We start from the raw sequence: 18,270 nt of genomic DNA, 5'->3' as shown, positions 1-18,270 counted from the left end.
GGTATTCCGTAATAAATAGGCTAAGACATTTCCAAACCGATGGGATAATAACGAATTTAGGGCTCCTGTTGAGCCTCATATTACTGTTAAACTCTCAAATGGACTTACGGAGGATATGAATTGGCTTGAAAAGGTAAGAGAAACATGTTCTTCATTTCCAATCTTCCAGTTAAATTTGTCTGAACCAGGAACATTTGGAACAGCAGTTACATTCCTTAGCGTTGAATCGAAAGCGATATATAATCTACACAAGAATTTGGTAGATGCGGTTTCCCCACCGCCCGAACTTATTGACAGTAATATAGAGTTGGATAACTTCATTCCACATTTGACTTTGGGTCAAACAAAATGGGGCATGAATGAAGCAGAAATTATAGAAATGAAATTGGCTGCAAGAGAAGCATTATCTCCTTTCCCAAGCTTCGATGTAACATTCGTGCGGGTATTTGATATCAAAACAAACGTACTTTTAGAAGATATCAAACTTGCCAAGTTGTTCTAATCAGTCATTGAACTAACGGCGAACTGTAGCTTAAAACCTACTATAAAAAGGCAGCAAACAACATGAAGTGACCCCTTAAAGTTAGACATATACATTAAGCAACCTGTTGGGCATGGGCTCGGTATTTTAGCAATTTCCTCTACGAGGGGTGAATTCCCGATACGTGAACTCATTTATATGTTGCGAAGTAATTGTGTACGTCCATCACCTAAAAGTCTTTTTGAATTTGCTCAAGGAAGTCCCCCGTAAAATGTCGAATAAACAGTACGAATACCATTTATTTTGGGAAAATGTAGAAATGGCAACAGAAATGAAAAGCATGCTAGAGTGGGTCTTTGTTTCAGAATGCCCCATTCCACAAGATGTTGAAGGTTTGCTCGTTAAGGGGGAAATAGCGGTAGCTGCCTATAAAACTTTTCGGGACAGTGCTATATTTACAAATAAAAGGTTGATTGGTTGATAGCTAATGCCCTTTTGAAAGGGTGAAGAGAAGTACCCAATGAGGTGCTTTATTATATATTTCTAGTATTTTCTTCCAATACTAAGCATGATACAATCTAGTGAATAGTCCTATCAGGAAGGGGCGTATTAATGCAAACACACCAACAACAGGGCAAAGCTGCTCAGCAGACAACGACGACCGGCACCGCCGAATCGTTGAATATGGTTGAAAATGAAACGGCAAAAGGCTTGTCCGGTGCAGCTCTTCAGCGTGCAACGAAGCTCCCGCAGGCTATGAGCCCGGCGCAGATGATGCATCTGCAGCGTACGATCGGCAACCGCTCGGTTGGCGATCTGTTCAAGCAGCAGTCAGCGGCTAACCCCGCTGCGAGATCCGTGGAAAAACCTGCGGAGCTGACAGCAGCCGCTGGTACGATTCAAGCCGCTTCACCATCCCAAAGCGATATTCAGCGTAAGGTGTATATCAAGCGGGCGCTAATTGGCGGCTACAGGAACAAGACCAAAACCGGCCGCGGCAACGAAGGCGCAGGCGAGCGGAATGTAGATAATATGATCGCGGACGGGAAATCACGCTATTTCAACAGTAAGGATGAAATGTCTCAGTACGCGGCGAAGACGACAGAGAAAATCGGGTATGTCGAGAAGACGGATACGTGGATTCGCATTCCGGATGAGCTGACGGTAATCGGGGAAATCCATACGGAAACTACGTTGGAAGATGTTGTGAAAGCTGTGGGGACGGATAAGTTCATGCACGAAGCCTACACCGAACGTCCGGCTGAAGCTGCCGATAATCCTGAGCTGGAAGCGGCTATAACGAAGCGAGAGGTTGAGCGCAATGCCAAGTTCGGTGGCATCGGCACAGGTCCGGGGGCTAAATCGCACTATGCGGAAAGTTTTTATCCGAAAGTCATTCGAGGCTTGCAAGGGATTGATGTGATTTACGATTATCGGGTCATGGCGTCGGAGGCAGAAAAGAGATTATTCGGTATGGCGATTCGATTTGCGGCGGGTGCAGATGAAGAATCCGTACTCTATCAGACCTATGCGGCTCAGGAAGATCTGTGGCAGCGAACCGCTGCCAGCCTTGAAGGCGATGGCCAATCGGCGGAGCCTTTAACGGAGGCCATGAAAGCTGCAAAGAGCAAGGATCTGTTTACTACGTTCGTTCGTGAAGTAACGGCTTACGCCACTACGAAGCTTCAAGAGGAGCAGGCACAGGCATCGGCTGCGGATAAGAAGGCTTTTGCCGACAATTGGCATGTGGCCAAGTCGGATTATGGTGCAGCGGATACCGAGATTATGAAAGCGGAGAAGGCCCGTGATTTCTCGATGTTCCAGCATATTAAGAAAGCGAAGAGCGAGGGGTATCTTTTGTACGGACTTGGCGATTTACATCTTAAGCGGCTTAAAGAGCTGCTCGCTGCTGAGGGCATCAAGTCGGTGAACATGAACAAGTTCATTGATGAACAGGAGACGACTCATCCGCAAACGTGAGGTGGTCTTCTAGGCTACATCGTAATAAAATAGCTTCAATCATGTCATCTTCCTATTGTTTTCGGCACTTATGGAAGTGTCCACCCGTTAGCTTAATACCATTCCCAGTCTAATACTATATTTTCACGGTCTAATGGTTGATTTTCTTTTAATATTATGAACAAATTGGTAGGAAACCTAGACTAAAAGTCGAAGATAGAAAAAGATATTGCATCGAGTATAATAGAAAATATAGTAAAAAAACAAATGCCATTCTTTGTTATTAGAGTATCTAAAGAAGATGATCAGCCAATTGTTATATATAGTAATCTGAAAAAGCCTTCATAAAAACGGGGAGGCTTTTTTTGTTATAAAGACAAAAGAAGTGTCGGGTGACAAGAACATAGTAACATTACTACCGGTGGTGCAAGTCCGGGTTCATAAGTGTGTGTGTGGCGAGAACAGGCCGCATAGTTCTTTGGTTTTTTCAATTGTCATTTTATTTTGTTCCTGAAGGTGTCTCCAAGTTTACTTTTGGGACAGCCAATTTTTTCTTTTAACTGAACTGCATGCACCAAGAAAATAATACTTTATTATTTCATAGATAGAAGAGGGGGATGAAGAGCGAGCGCTGCTACTACGCTACAATAACTAGGTTTCTTCATATTGGAATAAGGAAATAAGCCATAAGTGAGTATTTTCAAATATTTGCATTATCTTGGAAAAGAATAAAAATGCGCAGGGGAGGCATGTCCGCAGGGCGGAGGTGGCCACCCTTCACTGTATAAAGCTCCTGCAGAAATCTGCCCTTAAAGTGGGCTTACCCGCCTTATCCGGATGCGCCAGTCCGTTTATAATCAGGTTGTAAGCGAATACATTAGGGATATATAAGGGGGGAAGCTGAACAGGGATACGTCGACTTTCTGAAAAGAGTAATAGAGCATCACTGGTAACTGATGATAGAATTTTTTCTAAAAAATATGAAAGAGGTGTTTATTTATGCTAAAAAAGTTAAGCTTATTAAGTTTAATTGTTTGTATGCTCGCCAGTCTGTTACTTGTCGTTCCTTTGACAGCAAGTGCGGCGGGTACAATTGTAAGCTATCCATTACCGTCGATTTATACCACGACCAGTCAATACACGGTAACAGCAGACTCTACAAATATACCGGTAATCGACACTTCGGCGGTATTTGTAAACTATAATTATTGTAATTTCTCTTTTTCAGGTACGACTACAATCACAATAACAGCAAGCGAGACAATCAATACCTATAATATTTCTCCCAAAGCTTTGGGAATCACTGCAACAAAGAGCGGAAATACACTTACATTTACACTTTCATCACCAACATATCTTATCGTTAAAATCAATAACCTGAAGGATCTGGTTATTGCGGCAGATGCTCTCGAAACCAATGTTCCGGCTTCATCCGGTACAGGTATATACAATGTTAAAACGCAATACGGTGCCGACAGTACCGGTGCCTCTATGGCTACAACTGCAATACAAAACGCCATAAATGCGGCGAACGCAGAAGGTGGCGGTATAGTATACGTTCCAGCAGGAGTTTATAAGTGCGGAAACCTTGTTTTAAAAAGTAATGTTTCGGTTTATCTGGAGGGTGGTTCAGTTATAAGGGGTTCAGGAAATCCGAGCGATTACACTACCCATTTTCATAAGAATTCTCTGGGTAAGGATGGAACATGGTTTATTTATACCGAAACAAATGCAAACAATATTAAAATATACGGCAGGGGGACTATTGACGGCAATGGCCATTATATGAGAAATACAAACAATTATTTGAACAATATTCTTGTACCCTTGCAGAGCAGCAACTTCAAGGTTGACGGCATAACAATAAGAGACAGCGGGGGCTGGGCTACGATCGTTACCAGATCTAATAACGTAACCTTCCAGAATACAAAGCACTTCAACAACAATGAACTTGATTATGAAAATGATGCAATAGATATTCAAGAGAGCCAGAATGTACTCATAAAGCATACTGTAGCAGTATCGGAGGATGACACCTACTCATTTAAGACCTGGGATGTAGCAACTACCGATATTGCTGCTAACTGGCCCGGAACTCCTGAGAACCAGTCAAATGTAGTTGTGGATGATGCTTTGGCCTGGAGCAGATGCGGAGCATTCAAGGTTGGAGATGGAGTGAAACAGCTTCAGGATGGCATCGTTGTTAAAAACTCTTATGTATACCGGAGCTGGCGCGCTTTAGCGGTAGGTCATCTGTATGGGACTCCAGCGGCACAAAACATTATTTTTGACAATATAGATGTCGAAGGCTTCTGGCCAAGGTCCGGCGTTCACTCCAGATGGTTTGATCTTTCTGCAAAAACCGGTCCGATCAAAAATGTGGTCTTTAATAATATCAATTTACGCGCTTTAGGTGAAGTTTCAATAATGAAGGGTTGGAGTGATACATCTACTGTCTCCGGAGTTACATTAAACAATGTTCGCGTCGGTGGAGTTGCGGCAACTAATTTGACAGATTTGAAAATAACAGATACGAACAGCTATGCGGCAGAACCAAAATTCAACACATTGAAATTTGAAGCGGAAGGCTATAACCTTAGCTCAGGTGTTCTTTCCTATGAATCCAGCACAGATGGCGGGCTAAATGTAGGTGGAGGAAGCAATGGCGACTATATAGCATTTAAAAATGTAGACTTTGGCAGTACAGCTAAAACAAGTATTGATCTGAAGGTTGCATCGGCTAATTCCGGCGGAAGGATCGAAATCCACTTGGATAGCCCTACAGGCACTATGTTGGGTTATTGGACGGCAGAAAGCACAGGCGGATGGCAGACATGGTCAGTCAAGAATATCTCGCTTAATGCCGGGACAGCTGTAGGAACCCATACGGTATATGTTACTTTTGTTAAGTCAGATTCAAGCACAGTTGCAAATTTAACTTGGTTCCAGTTCAAATAGAATGGAAACGGTTTGATTAAAGTTTTTTCCTACGACTGACTGACCAACTAACACAAAAAAACAGCAAGTCTTCCTATGTGAAATAGGGACTTGCTGTTTGAGTTTTTAATTATGAGAATGATGGGGAATTTGTGGTCGGGTGACAAGAACATTATCTCATTCCCGACGGACGAGGTCGGAGAATTTTTGTTGGCTATCAACAGTCGTAAGAATTGGGTTGATTCCATTTTTCATGCTGGCATTTCAACAGTACCCATCTTGGATCGTGGAGCAGTTTGGCTTTTTGAATTATATAAATCAGTATGGACTGTATTGGGCAATCGCAATATTTATCTTTGCATCAGCTACAGACAAGTAAGATGGTTATATAGCACGCAAATATAATCAGATAACGAACTTCGGTAAGCTTGCAGACCCGCTAGCTGATAAACTTTTAATATCGGCTGCGTTGGTAATGATGGTTCAACAGAATATGATTCCTTCTTGGATAGTAATTGTAATCATTGGTCGGGAAGTAATGGTGTCTGGCATTCGTACAATTGCAGCGGCAAAGGGAGTGGCACTTGCAGCTGATAAACATGGGAAAATGAAGATGGTGCTACAGGTTGTTGCAATCACCGCTGTTTTATTAGGAAATTTCCCGTTTTACTATTTTACAAGTTACCCTATTGATCTCCTAATCATGATGTTAGCTGTTGGTTTGACAGTTTATTCTGGATACACGTACATGAAAAACAATTATCGCAAACTGCAATTGGATAACTTATGATATCTCGTAAGCAAATCGATAAATCGTTGAACTAACTGGAGCTATAGTTGAAATAATCATCTGAAGTTGGTCGGCTTTGAAGACGACTGGTTCTCGGGAATTGAGGCGTTTATATATGAAAGAGAACAATATCAGGGAGATAAGAGTAACTGACTATCACGATATTTATCTACTTAATCAAGAATTTAACCCGAATCTGCATACATTTACCGCAGATAAAGTAAGAGAGAAGATTGATATCATTACAGCGAAAACGCAAGACATCATCTTTGTATACGAACAAGACACTGAGGTCATTGGATATATTCATGGAACCCCATATGAATTACTTTTTTCCGATTCATTAGTAAACGTACTGGGGTTTATTGTTAAAGAACGCTATAGGAATCAAGGTATAGGTGGCATGTTAATAGATTGTTTGGAACGGTGGGGAAAGGACAACGGATATTCTGGAATAAAGCTGCTAACCCACCCAAGTAGAGTACATGCTCACAAGTTTTATGAAGAGAGAGGCTATCGGTTTACCAAGGATCAAAAAAATTATATAAAAAATTTAGCCGATTGCAGTAAAAATTATTGAAGACAAAGAAATAAAGATGAGCGTAACTGGACCATCATACAAGATGGGAAAGTTGATTATAGAATTTATAAAAATCGTTGAATACCGTTAGTCCATTAACCTAACGTAAGAACGTTTGTTCAAATAAAAGAGAAGTTCTATACAAAGAAACCACTCACTTGTTAATTAGTGGTTTTTTCTTCATATGCTGATGGATATCTATGGCCAAATTTGTACGTTAATAAAACAACCTACTGGAATGGGGCTAATGGCAGGATCAACATGCTTTGATTACCTAGCAGATTTATTTTCGTTTAGGATCGTGAGTGCTAGTTCAAGAACATAACGACTCTCATGTATTAATTCTTGTTGAAGCTTATGTTGAATGAATGGGATTATAGTCACCCCGAGTTCAAGTATACGTTCGTACACTTCGTAGTCAGTTCTCCAATATTTCAGAACACTGTTTTCGCCAAACTCACCACCCTCAATCGCTGAAATCCAATAATTAAATTGTTCTTCGATTGGCTTTTCCTTTATGGTTAACACAACCTGATTAAAAGCATTATCTTTTTCCTTTAAATCAAGCATAGCCTGATAAAGTTTTTCTTGAGGCACACTTCGCCTTACAAGTGAACTAAGAGTAAGGTAATCTCCGCCATCACCGTCAGCTGATGAAACGTAGGCGATAAAATCATCAGTCTGGTTAAGTTCGATAAAATCACTTTTTAGTCGTTCAATAACATCGATTGCAATCAAGTAAAGCTGGGAATCGACAATCTTTTTTTCGAATATATAATTTTGCGTAATTTCCAAATAATCCGGTTCCTCTAAGCTAATACAATAGTATAAACTTAATATTCCTTGCAACTGCTCAGGAATATCCTCAAACATAAAATCGTAATCGCCTTCACCGTATTTAAATTCGTTGTAAACCTGTTCTTTAGTTTTATTGTAATGTTCATATTTTTTTTCGAGATACATCCTCTGATTTCTTTCATGAGCACGTTCAACTCTTTTATTTAGCGCTTCTAAATTGTTTATATAGACGATGTAACTTCCATGTGTAGCATCCGTGTAAATTGAGAAAGTATAAACGTTTTTATTGTCATTGGATGCAGAAAATTCCTGAATGGTTTTCTTGCAAAAGAAATAGAGTAAGTCTTCAATCTCTTTAGAAGAAACGAATTTACCTTCATTTCCATCTAATGACTCCATCTCAAGAATTTCTTTTTCAGGAGTACAAACCAGATATACACCATTATTTTCAAGTTCACGTTTCCCATTAATCAATCTAGCGATATGTACATCGTATGAACTCATATATTTCACATCCTTAAGAATAATAGATAAATTCTACCATTAGAATATATTCTTGGATACACTCTTTGGTTAATGATTCTTACTCATCGTTAGTTAGAGAGGAAATTCACTGAAATTCATTTAAGAAAGGCTTAATTATATGAATTGTTGAAGTAACGGGCCAGATTAGTGTGGAAAGAGGAGAAAGTTCGAGGCCTAACGAAAAATATGTTTATTACCTTTTTGGGGGCTTTGAACATCGTGAGAAGGTAGGCACTTTATCTAAAGTTGTTGGAGGCATATGCACGATCGACTCTGTTTGCCCAACAAAAATGGCTTGTGTGGGTTGCGGTGCGAAGGTGCCTAGACCAGAGTTTAAAGATGAAATAGAATCTTTTTATAATTGGGCAGATGAAAGTGAAAAGCGGTTTGAAAAACTAAGTTTGCCTAGTGAAGCAAAAAAGATGAAGATTGTAAAAGATCGAGCTAAGATCGAATTGAAGGAAATTCAATTGATAGAAAAATCACAAAAGGATGAGTTATATGTTCCAAAAATCCATATTTCCTCAAACAAATGAACGAGAATGGCTTCAGTCATTGTACGATGAAAAGAAAAAACGTTCATTTGAACTTGGCGTTAAGGCGATTGATTTACTAGTCAAAGAAGGTTCTTCTGTTTCGTATCGCACTGTTTCAGAAACATCGATAAAAATCGACTCTGAAGGAATCGGCATCCATCCAAACACTATTCGTAAGAATAAAGAGCTGCACGCATACTTTTCAAAACACATATCAGCAAAGCTTTATAAGCCGCGTAAGAGCTCTCGAGTACCCATTGCAAGTGATCTGGATTCGTTTAAGCAAATAAAGCAGGATAGGGACATAACTCGCGTCAAACAACGGTATATGCAACTAACTAAGAACGAATTAGTTGACCAATTGATTCAAATGGAACAATACATTGCTAATCAAAATCAGCACTTGTTGAAAAATCAATTCGAAAGCTTCAAGAGCGAATAATACTTGGATCCGTGTATTACTTACTGGTAATATGCGGATTATTTCTTTTAATCAATTTTTTTTGATTAATGTATTGACTCCACTTTTTATTAGTGGTAAATTTAGGTTGCAAATTAAATCAAAAAAACTTGATTAAATGAACGGGAGGAATTACAATGAATTTGAACTTTTACTCGATAGAAAGCGAGATGCTTCAGCGTAAATTGGGAAATCGAAAAAGAAGCAGCTACTGCTTGGCAACAAAGTAGTGAGAGGGATCAGATTCAAATATTCAAATCTCTGATTTCAAAGTTCAAAGCTGCAGTTAATACTACTTCAACAAATGTACAAACTCAAGCAGTTTGCTGCAATTGCTGCTAAAGTACGAAGAAGGGTGGAGACCCAATGATTAAAGAAATACCACTTAAGCAAGCCAATGAGCCAAACGTATCCTTAAAAGAGTATGAGTCCAAATTTAAAGCACTTGCTGATGAAAAGCGATTACAGATCATGTATGAGCTTACTCAACGCGGAAACACTTGCGTCTGCGACCTTACAGAGATCGTCGATATGCCACAGTCTAAACTCTCATATCATTTGAAAATTCTGTTGGATGCAGGAATGATTACAAAGGAAACGCGCGGCACCTGGAGCTATTACGAGATCAATCAAACAGAAGTAAGTAGAATCCTGTCTGAGCAGTTATGCTGCATTTTTAAACCTGCCCGGAATGATAGCGATTGCTGCTAAATTTTTTTTGAATAATAAATCAATTTTTTTTGATTTAGTTTAGGGGTTAAAATGAAGAAGAGGCTACTTGCAGAATTTATTGGTACTTTCTTTTTGGTCTTTGCCGGCCCAGGTGCAATCGTAATTGACGACTTCACCAAGAGCATTACGCATGTTGGGGTTGCCGTGACCTTTGGATTGGTCGTTATGGCTCTCATATATACGTTTGGGCATATTTCAGGTGCTCATTTTAATCCCGCGGTTACAATCGGTTTTTTGGTGCGTGGCGATATGACAGCAAGAGATAGCCTATATTATATCGCCATACAGTTTGCCGCAGCGACTGCCGCGAGTTACACACTTCGTTTGCTATTTGGTAATATTGCGAATCTAGGTGCCACACTGCCAAATTCAACTGTTGGACAATCGTTTATTCTTGAGTTCATTCTAACGTTTGTTCTAATGATGGTCATTTTAGGATCGGCAGTACACGGTAAAGCAGTCAAAAACTTCGCTGGTATGGCAATTGGAGGCACAGTTGGACTCATGGCGATGTTTGCCGGTCCTATAAGCGGAGCCTCAATGAATCCGGCACGATCGTTGGGACCGGCTATCATTTCAGGAGTAACAGAACATTTATGGCTGTATTTAGTGGCAACTGTTCTTGGTGCTATAACTGCCTCACTGACATACAAACTATTACATGAATAAGGAGAATTGATGCAAAATGGAAAAGAAACTGGTGTATTTTCTTTGTACGGGAAACTCCTGCAGGAGTCAAATGGCAGACGGGTTTCTGAAAGCGTTGGGTAGTGACAAATATGAAGTGAAGAGTGCTGGATTGGAAGCACATGGACTTAACCCTCGAGCAGTCCAAGTTATGAAAGAAGCTGACGTTGATATTACAAATCATACATCAGATGTAATCGACCCTGAAATCCTTCAAGAAGCCGATTACATCATTACGCTTTGCGGCCATGCAAACGATAATTGTCCGGTTGTACGTAATGATAAAGCAGAGCGATGGCACTGGGGATTTGAAGATCCAGCAAAAGCAACTGGTACAGAATTAGAAGTAATGGCTAAATTTCGTGAAGTTCGAGATTCCATTAAAAACCGTATAGCGCGGTTTGTGAAAGAGGGGAACTGACCATGATAAAAAGAATGCATGTAGCAGTAAACTGCAGCGATCTCCAGAAGTCCCTGGATTTTTATAACGCGTTTTTCGGAACAGAGCCAACTAAAATTAAAGAGAATTATGCCAAGTTTGAGCTTGAAGACCCAGCGTTACACTTTTCCTTAAATGTTCGTTCATTTGAAAAAAATGGGGTTCTTAACCATTTGGGGTTTCAAGTGAATGATACTAAAGATGTATTGGCGATTGGAGAGAGACTCCGCCAATCAGGTTTGCTTCTAATTGATGAAATGAACACAACATGTTGTTATGCAGTGCAAGACAAAGTTTGGGTTTATGATCCTGATGGAAATGCATGGGAAATCTTTTATACAAAAGAAGATTCGGAATTTGAAAGCGCAGGACCACGTGATGATATTTCACTTTGTTGTGCTCCAACTGAAACTACTACAGCAGCAACAGCCGAATCTTCATACTGCACAACAGGTCCGACCACCAAATTAAATTAGAATCATTCAAGAATGAGAAAACTTGTTGCAATTAAAAATAATCGACTGCCCTTAAAGGGCAGTCATTTTTGTTTGGGTGGGTGGGTAGAAACAAACACACAATATAAATAAATCCGATCTTATTAAATTCTATTCTTGAAAAGAATCGATCGATATTTATAGTGACATACCAAGACTTTAAAAGCCATGCCATTATAGACATATACACAATACCAAGACTTTAAAAGCCATTATAGACATATGTATAAAATACGGATTTTGTGAAGTAGTCTGTATTCTTGTATCATCATAGATTTTCAATTCAATTTCTCTTAAACTTATATTTCCCCCCAACTATTGGTAGTGTCAGACTAACCTCCCCAGTCGCGCCGGCATTAGTGATTTTGAAACCTATATAATCGAGGGATATGGTTCCAGAAGTTGAGATAACTTGTAACGGCTGTGGAGATTTTTCTACATAAAGATCCTCTGAAGTGGGGTCTATGGCATATAAGCTCTGGCCTCCACCTCTGATGGAGCAATTGCTGTAGCAGACGTTACGTATGATTTCTAACTTGTTTCTCTTCAAGGTAAACCCACGCTTCATGAGGGGTACTTGACGTGAATCAACAGATTCGCAGTCCTTATAGACCGCATTTCCAATGGCGGTTCTTACCTGAGCTGGTACGGTTGTAAGGATGAATGAGGAACCATATCCGTAAGGGTCGTCAGGTTGATTAACCGTATTGCAGTTGATTGCCTTGCACCGAATATAGGAACGCTTCGCGCTATCCGCGGAGAAGGACAAATCCGAGAATCCTGCGTACTGCTCACTGTCAGCGATGCAATCAATCAATTTGATTTCACCTTGAACGGCTTTAACGCCATCTCCTCCATAATTCATGGAGTAACCAAATGAATTACCTTTTGTGCTGCAGCGATCAAAGACGATATCAATGGGCACACTGGCTGCAGTTGGTTTCAACAAAGTGACTAGGAAGCCACGCCCTGTATTCCCTTCTGCCACACATTGGATGAAGCGTATATTTTTCAGTAGATCCAATTGGCCGTTCGGCTCAATATCAACTCCACTCTGTGGAGCTGTCCCTTTCGTGTTAGTAAAGCGGCAATTTTCCACAGTGAGACCATCCACAGAAATAACGGACAAACCTTGTCTGCGATTATTATCCGCTCGACAATTACGGAGCACAATATTTCGGCAGAAACCCACTGTCGATTCGAAATATCCGATATAGAATCCGTCTCCGCCGCTGTCAGTAGCATTCATATTCTCAATGGTAACGTTCTCAGAGCCGCTGATATCGAAAATGTGGGCTTGTTCCCCTGTCGTATATGCGGCTTTGTTCATTCGTAATGTGGAACCATTACCGTTGATATACACGTTTTTTACAGTTTTGATCCGAATTAACCGTTCGTACACTGGACTTACCCGACTAAGCGTGTCTATTGCTTGTATGATCGTTCCCGGCTCTAGCTCGATTGCGATTTGGCTTGGAATGAATAGCTGACCCGTTAAGTAAAAGCCAACTCGCTGCTTTGGAATAAATAATTTGTGGTCAGAAGAAGCATTCAATGCTGCTTGTAAAGCCAACGTATCATTCGTTACGCCATCACCTTTGGTACCGAACCAGGTAGCGATAAGGGTATCCCCGAAGATGCGTTTGAACCGTTTACCGTTAGTTGATACAAGTACAGTCCCCGTGTTGTCCGCGGTAGTCGTATCATTCGGGTCATATCGGAAGAATCCTTCCTGCATCTCATTCGTTACGTAGTAAGCTAAACTCGGATTAGGTTCTAGCTCAGACCTCAGATCCTCCAACTTAACTGCAAGGCACAATTGCATATCCAACAATTCAAGCAATTCTTTCTTTCGATTTTTATTGATTATACCATATACAGAAGCGGTTACAGTTTGATCTTTGGCGAAAGCAGTGGACTTACCCACTCCCCCCAACAATCCTGTTGAGATTGCAGCAACTCCACCAAGCCCTAATGTAGCTAGCAGCTTCCTGCGGCTAATTAAGGGTTTATTATCCCGCTCTGTTGTACCCTCTACGACCGCTTTATTTACACCTTCTTCTAAATCATGTAAGTGGTTAGTTTGGTTAGACATAGCTTTAGTCACTCTCCATTTCCCGGCAATTGGGTAATAAGTAGGGTTTCAGTAAAGTCAACCTTTTAAACCTGTGGAAGCAATTCCTTGGACGAAGTACTTTTGAGTAAATAGAAAAACAAGGAGTACGGGGACAATGGTAATAACGGCACCAGCCATGATGAGCGTCATCCGATTTTGAACTTCGTTTTTCAGAAACAGCAGCCCAAGAGGCAGTGTAAACATTTGCTTATCTTGTAAGTAAATAAGCGGCTCTAACGTGTTATTCCAGGCGCTCATGAAGGTAAACACAGCTAGTGCTGACAAGGCAGGCTTCGCTAACGGAAGATATATTTTATAAAAAATTTTCCAAGGATTCGCTCCATCTACCCATGCTGCATCATACAGTTCTTTGGGCAGTGTTTTATAAAACTGGTGCAGCAGGAAGATGCCAAAAGCCCCGCCAAGGAAACTACGCAGAATAAGCGGATAATAAGTATCAAGTGCACCGACAGATTTCCAGATAAAATAGGTAGGTATCATTGTAATTTGAGATGGCAGCATCATTGTACCTAGCATCGCTAAGAAAATAAGGTTCCTTCCACGAAATTGGAAGAAAGCTAATCCGTAGGCTACGATCGCACAAGAAGCGACGGTGCCGATTAAATCCATCAACGTGACGAAGATGCTGTTCATGGTGTATTGCAGAAAGTTTACCTCAATCCATACTTGCTTGTAATTATGCCATACGAAAGGTTCCGGAATCAGTTGTGGGGGGAAAGTTAGTTCAGAACCCGATGCTGTCAAAGAAGTCGAAAGCATATACAGGAAAGGCACAATCATAATAATAGACCCGATTCCTAATATCGCATAGGCAGTGTTTCTTAAACCGATGTTTGTTTTATTCATAATGCACCCACCTCTTCTCCGTTACCTTCTGTATAATGGTGATGAGCAGAATGATCAAGAACAACCCCCACGCCATCGCGGATGCACTGCCCATCTTGAAGTTAAGGAAAGAATCGCGGTAAATTAGAATATTAGGCACCATATTCCGATCTGCTACAGAAATGACATCTCCAAGCATAACAAGGAACACATCAAATGCATGGAAAGCAGAGATTGTTGAGAGAATCATCACCATGTACAGCATCGGAGAAACGATCGGCATCGTTATCTTCGTAAATAATGTCCAACCTGAAGCACCATCCATCCGCGCCGCTTCCAGCATTTCTTCCGAAATATTCTGCATGCCAGCTAGAATGAGTACCATCGAGTAGCCGGCTCCCTTCCAAATGTTAACGAGTGCAATGGAACCAATCACTAACCACCATTTTCCACTTCTTATCCAATCGACAGGTTGTAGCCCCAATGTGTGTAGAATCCAGTTTAAAAGTCCATATTCATTGTTATATATCCATAGCCAAATCATCCCCCCTGCTACCCAAGGTGTAATTACAGGTAGAAAAAAAATAATCCGGAACAATGATTTACCTCGGATTTGCTGATTGAGCAGATAGGCCAAAATAAGGGCAACGAACGTTTGTAGCGGAACGAATAAGATGGCAAAATAACCGACGTTGCGCATCGAAAGCCAGAAAACTTGCTGATGTAGGAACTGGTTCCAATTGCGCAAACCGATCCATTGCGGCGAGTTGAATAAATCCCACTTCGTAAATGTGATATACAGTGAAAATACAAAGGGGAACAAGAAGAATATGAGCAGCTGCAGGACAAAAGGTATAGTGAAGGCGAAGCCCCACCAGCCTTGTTTGCGCATTGGAACACCCCTTTCCAAATCCAAACTGTTTATTTGTTATCGTCGAGTACTTGTTGGACCTTTTGTTGAATTTCTTTGGCACCGTCTTCCGGAGCTCGCTTACCATCCATTATATCGTTCAGGATCGGTCCGGCAGCTGCTCTCCATTCGTTCCATGATGCGTTTTCATCTAATGTACCACCAGCTTCTTCAATTCCTTTTGTATAAGCTTTCTTGTTTAGTGGTTTGGTCGTCGATTTCTCGAGCTCCGCCAACGCTGTTTTCTTTACCGGCAAGCTTGTGCCGCTTTCCGAAAGTAAACTTTGCCCCTCATCACTCAAATAATATTTGAGGAATGTCCATGCTGCTTCCTTCACATCGGGTTTCGATTTGGAATACAGAACCCATTGGTTCACAACCATCGGAACGAAGCGCTTGCCATCCATACCGATCGGCATCTTAACGGTATCCCAGTCAAGATCCGGTTTATTTTTATTGAGTGAAACCTGAGTTGCATACTGCATGAACGTCATCGCTGTCTTCCCATTTTCGAAAAACTTGCCTGTGGCTGCAGCTTCTCTTGTAGGACTAACCTTTAGTTTGTTAATCGTATCCGACCAGGCTGTTAGCCCTTGAATTGATTTTGGATCCGTGAAAGTTGCTTTCGTTAATGTCGAATCCAGCGAAGATCCACCGTATGCCCTCATCCAAGGCAGCCAGCCTAAAGTGATATTATTTCCTGCTTGAAAGCCGTAAATATCTGCTTTTCCATCACCATTGGTATCCTTAGTCAATTTCTTGGCAGCCTCAATCATATCATTATAAGTCCAATCGTCCGTTGGCAATGGGATGTTGTTATCTTTGAATATTTGTTTATTAAAAGCCAAAGCACCTGGGTTGATACCATGCGGAATTCCATATATTTTACCATCCAGTTTAGCGGAAGTAAGAGCACTTACATAATCATCCGTTCTCATGTCGCGTTTAATGAATGGTTCTAAGTTCTCCGCGACTCCTCGTTTCCCGTAACCAAGTACAACGGCATTTTCTTGCAGCCATAGATCAGGGGGATTATTTCCTGCGATGCGAGTAACGATTTTGGTTACAAAATCCGCCCATGGCGTTTCCTCGATTTCCAGTGTAATGTTCGGATACTTCGCTTGAAAGTTGGTTATGATTTTCTTGCTAGTGATGTCATAACCGCCCGGCAAACCGATTTTCAGCGTGACATCTTTTAATGGTGCTGGTGTTGGCGATACTGCAGCTGTTCCACCTACACTGCTTGGTAAAGTATCCGCTGGTTTCTCGTTTGAACAGGCCGTTAGTGATAGTACTGCAATGATGCCAATAGCAATTGTCGTTTTGTTCATGAGTATGACCTCCCTTTAAGAACAATTTCAAATGAATGACATGTGGAATTTATGAATTCAACTGTAGAATTTGACCATCCAGAAGAAGTTGTTTTCGCAGCAGTCCGTAATCCAGATCCTGCAACGCGCATTGATGCTCCAGTGCCAAAGCTGCTGCTGTAGCTGCAGATTGGCCTAAAATCATAAACACAGGTTCCATTCGTATGGAGCCATAGGCGATATGTGAGGAAGACAAGCATACTGGTACAACAAGGTTTGTGCACTCCTCGCCTTTGGGAATAATAGCTCGATATGAAATCGGATATGGCCCTTTAGGACTGATTTCAACATTCCCTTCATTAATACACCGACCGTCTAGAACCAATCGCCTGCAGTTGTGGGAGTCCATCGTATAAGCGGCTAAGCCTACCGAATCCGCTTCTATTTGGAAGTGGCGACAATGATGTTCTGTCATGACAACGTCAGAAACCATACGCCTTGCCTCACGAATATAAAGTTGGTGAGGCCACCCGCCGGTAGTGGTAAATTCATCATCCGGAAGCCCCCACGTCTTTACTTCCGCTCGAATAGTTGCTGGGATCGTATCATCGTTGGCCAGGAAATATAGCATGCCCATATTATAATGAAGATGCTCCTGAAAGAGTTTCTCACGATCCGCATAGCGTGCCTCAGGCCAAGCATAATTATGTCCAATGTAATCCGTTGAAATGGCTCCCCAATTGTTCAAATCACTCTTGTTACCCGGCATCACTTTATTGAGCTTTAATGCATCCCAAACACCGTTACGGATATATCTCGCCAGTAAGGCGAATTCATCGCGATTATAGTTAGGTGGTTCTGGAAAAGGGAGCTGATGATCCAGGTTATTGCTCAAACAGATGCGGAAGTTATATGCCTGCACAGAATCATCACCCTGTCCTTGCACACCTGGAGTGGCAGTAGATAAGCCCGGAAGAAGACCGCTATCTATTTTACCTTCTCGTATATATGGGTCTACCCACGCTGTAAAGTTATGTTTGGGATGACCAAAATGGATCCCGTTCAATATCTCTTTATACACGGTGTTAGATTCTCTGCCCACATGATAGGAAATGCCAGCACGAGCAAGCAAATCTCCCTCATAAGATGCATCTATAAACATCGGTGCCGTGTACATACTTCCGTCTTCCATTCTGATTTGCGTAATGCGTCCTGATTCAAGTTCTACGGAGTCCAGATGTTGCTCAAAAAACACTGAGATCCCATCTCGCTGTAACCACTCCAGAAATATCCGTTCCGCCACGTGAGGTTCCAAAGCCCAAGTCCTTCCATCCGGGTCGTCGCTTCCGTAGTGCTGACCAAGTGCTTGATAGAACTCACTTGAAATCCCACCAATAGCCATGGTATTACCTACATCGGTACGTCCGAGGCCACTTGCTGTCATTCCTCCTACATGTTGACTGAACTCTGCAATCACCGCTTTAAGTCCCATTCGACTAGCTTGGATAGCTGCTGCTATGCCTGCTGGCGTACCGCCGTAGATGCAAAGATCGGCCTCAATACGAGTAGGCTGACGAGGTAGCGGTTGCTTGGGCTTATAATAATACAAATTTGAAAAGGTACTCATCATGACTCCTCCTCCATTCAACTTGCAAGTAAATTTGTGTCCA

Annotated in this window: 17 protein-coding genes and 1 pseudogene; 12 read left to right on the top strand and 6 right to left on the bottom strand. The window is 41.5% G+C overall.

Going from position 1 to position 18,270, the window contains the following annotated elements:
• Positions 1-70: 70 nt before the first annotated feature.
• The 6 genes and pseudogenes from AC58PV_RS12000 to AC58PV_RS11975 all read left to right on the top strand — a co-directional run.
• Positions 71-502, top strand: a pseudogene (locus AC58PV_RS12000) (2'-5' RNA ligase family protein); the annotation flags it as partial.
• Positions 503-752: 250 nt separating this feature from the next.
• Positions 753-962, top strand: a complete 210-nt coding sequence (locus AC58PV_RS11995; RefSeq protein WP_497432460.1) for a PH domain-containing protein — start codon at positions 753-755, stop codon at positions 960-962.
• A 131-nt stretch (positions 963-1,093) separates the two neighbouring features.
• Complete coding sequence (locus AC58PV_RS11990) at positions 1,094-2,461, top strand: hypothetical protein (RefSeq protein ID WP_497432459.1); 1,368 nt, start codon at positions 1,094-1,096, stop codon at positions 2,459-2,461.
• A gap of 978 nt (positions 2,462-3,439) precedes the next feature.
• On the top strand, positions 3,440-5,398 hold the full coding sequence (locus AC58PV_RS11985) for a carbohydrate-binding protein (protein ID WP_497432458.1): 1,959 nt from the start codon (positions 3,440-3,442) through the stop codon (positions 5,396-5,398).
• Between the two features lie 367 nt (positions 5,399-5,765).
• Positions 5,766-6,167: a CDP-diacylglycerol--glycerol-3-phosphate 3-phosphatidyltransferase gene (gene pgsA, locus AC58PV_RS11980; RefSeq protein ID WP_497432527.1), complete on the top strand. Its 402-nt coding sequence runs from the start codon at positions 5,766-5,768 to the stop codon at positions 6,165-6,167.
• A 115-nt stretch (positions 6,168-6,282) separates the two neighbouring features.
• Positions 6,283-6,747, top strand: coding sequence for a GNAT family N-acetyltransferase (locus AC58PV_RS11975; protein ID WP_497432457.1), 465 nt, complete (start codon positions 6,283-6,285; stop codon positions 6,745-6,747).
• A gap of 270 nt (positions 6,748-7,017) precedes the next feature.
• Here AC58PV_RS11975 and AC58PV_RS11970 read toward each other — a convergent pair whose 3' ends face one another.
• Positions 7,018-8,049 (bottom strand): DUF4303 domain-containing protein, encoded by a 1,032-nt coding sequence (locus AC58PV_RS11970; protein ID WP_497432456.1) that lies wholly within the window; start codon positions 8,047-8,049, stop codon positions 7,018-7,020.
• A gap of 170 nt (positions 8,050-8,219) precedes the next feature.
• On the opposite strand from AC58PV_RS11970, the gene AC58PV_RS11965 reads away from it, so the two are divergent.
• The 6 genes from AC58PV_RS11965 (at position 8,220) to AC58PV_RS11940 (ending at position 11,400) form a co-directional block, all read left to right on the top strand.
• The gene (locus AC58PV_RS11965; protein WP_497432455.1) at positions 8,220-8,606 is read left to right on the top strand and encodes a hypothetical protein; all 387 of its coding nucleotides are present in this window, start codon (positions 8,220-8,222) and stop codon (positions 8,604-8,606) included.
• Positions 8,572-9,048 (top strand): hypothetical protein, encoded by a 477-nt coding sequence (locus tag AC58PV_RS11960; RefSeq protein ID WP_497432454.1) that lies wholly within the window; start codon positions 8,572-8,574, stop codon positions 9,046-9,048. The genes AC58PV_RS11965 and AC58PV_RS11960 overlap by 35 nt, the downstream gene beginning before the upstream one ends.
• A 384-nt stretch (positions 9,049-9,432) precedes the next feature.
• On the top strand, positions 9,433-9,777 hold the full coding sequence (locus AC58PV_RS11955; protein ID WP_497432453.1) for an ArsR/SmtB family transcription factor: 345 nt from the start codon (positions 9,433-9,435) through the stop codon (positions 9,775-9,777).
• Between the two features lie 51 nt (positions 9,778-9,828).
• A complete protein-coding gene (locus AC58PV_RS11950; protein WP_497432452.1) occupies positions 9,829-10,467 on the top strand; it encodes an MIP/aquaporin family protein in 639 nt (212 codons plus the stop codon).
• Between the two features lie 16 nt (positions 10,468-10,483).
• Positions 10,484-10,906 carry an arsenate reductase (thioredoxin) gene (gene arsC, locus AC58PV_RS11945; RefSeq protein WP_497432451.1) on the top strand — a complete coding sequence of 141 codons (423 nt, stop codon included), beginning with the start codon at positions 10,484-10,486 and terminating at the stop codon, positions 10,904-10,906.
• A gap of 5 nt (positions 10,907-10,911) precedes the next feature.
• Complete coding sequence (locus AC58PV_RS11940; RefSeq protein ID WP_497432526.1) at positions 10,912-11,400, top strand: ArsI/CadI family heavy metal resistance metalloenzyme; 489 nt, start codon at positions 10,912-10,914, stop codon at positions 11,398-11,400.
• Between the two features lie 301 nt (positions 11,401-11,701).
• Here AC58PV_RS11940 and AC58PV_RS11935 read toward each other — a convergent pair whose 3' ends face one another.
• From AC58PV_RS11935 to AC58PV_RS11915, 5 genes are read right to left on the bottom strand one after another with little or no spacing between them, the layout of a single operon-like run.
• Complete coding sequence (locus tag AC58PV_RS11935; RefSeq protein ID WP_497432450.1) at positions 11,702-13,513, bottom strand: putative phage tail protein; 1,812 nt, start codon at positions 13,511-13,513, stop codon at positions 11,702-11,704.
• Positions 13,514-13,570: 57 nt separating this feature from the next.
• Positions 13,571-14,401: a carbohydrate ABC transporter permease gene (locus AC58PV_RS11930; protein ID WP_497432449.1), complete on the bottom strand. Its 831-nt coding sequence runs from the start codon at positions 14,399-14,401 to the stop codon at positions 13,571-13,573.
• Positions 14,394-15,272, bottom strand: coding sequence for a carbohydrate ABC transporter permease (locus AC58PV_RS11925; protein WP_497432448.1), 879 nt, complete (start codon positions 15,270-15,272; stop codon positions 14,394-14,396). Before AC58PV_RS11925 ends, AC58PV_RS11930 begins: the two co-directional genes overlap by 8 nt.
• A gap of 29 nt (positions 15,273-15,301) precedes the next feature.
• The gene (locus tag AC58PV_RS11920; RefSeq protein ID WP_497432447.1) at positions 15,302-16,621 is read right to left on the bottom strand and encodes an ABC transporter substrate-binding protein; all 1,320 of its coding nucleotides are present in this window, start codon (positions 16,619-16,621) and stop codon (positions 15,302-15,304) included.
• A gap of 49 nt (positions 16,622-16,670) precedes the next feature.
• On the bottom strand, positions 16,671-18,230 hold the full coding sequence (locus AC58PV_RS11915; protein WP_497432446.1) for an FAD-dependent oxidoreductase: 1,560 nt from the start codon (positions 18,228-18,230) through the stop codon (positions 16,671-16,673).
• Positions 18,231-18,270 lie beyond the last annotated feature (40 nt).

It is taken from the genome of Paenibacillus sp. J22FR83 (genome assembly GCF_059691955.1).
Note: the sequence above shows the minus strand (reverse complement) of the source record. Positions and strands in the feature narration are given on the sequence as shown.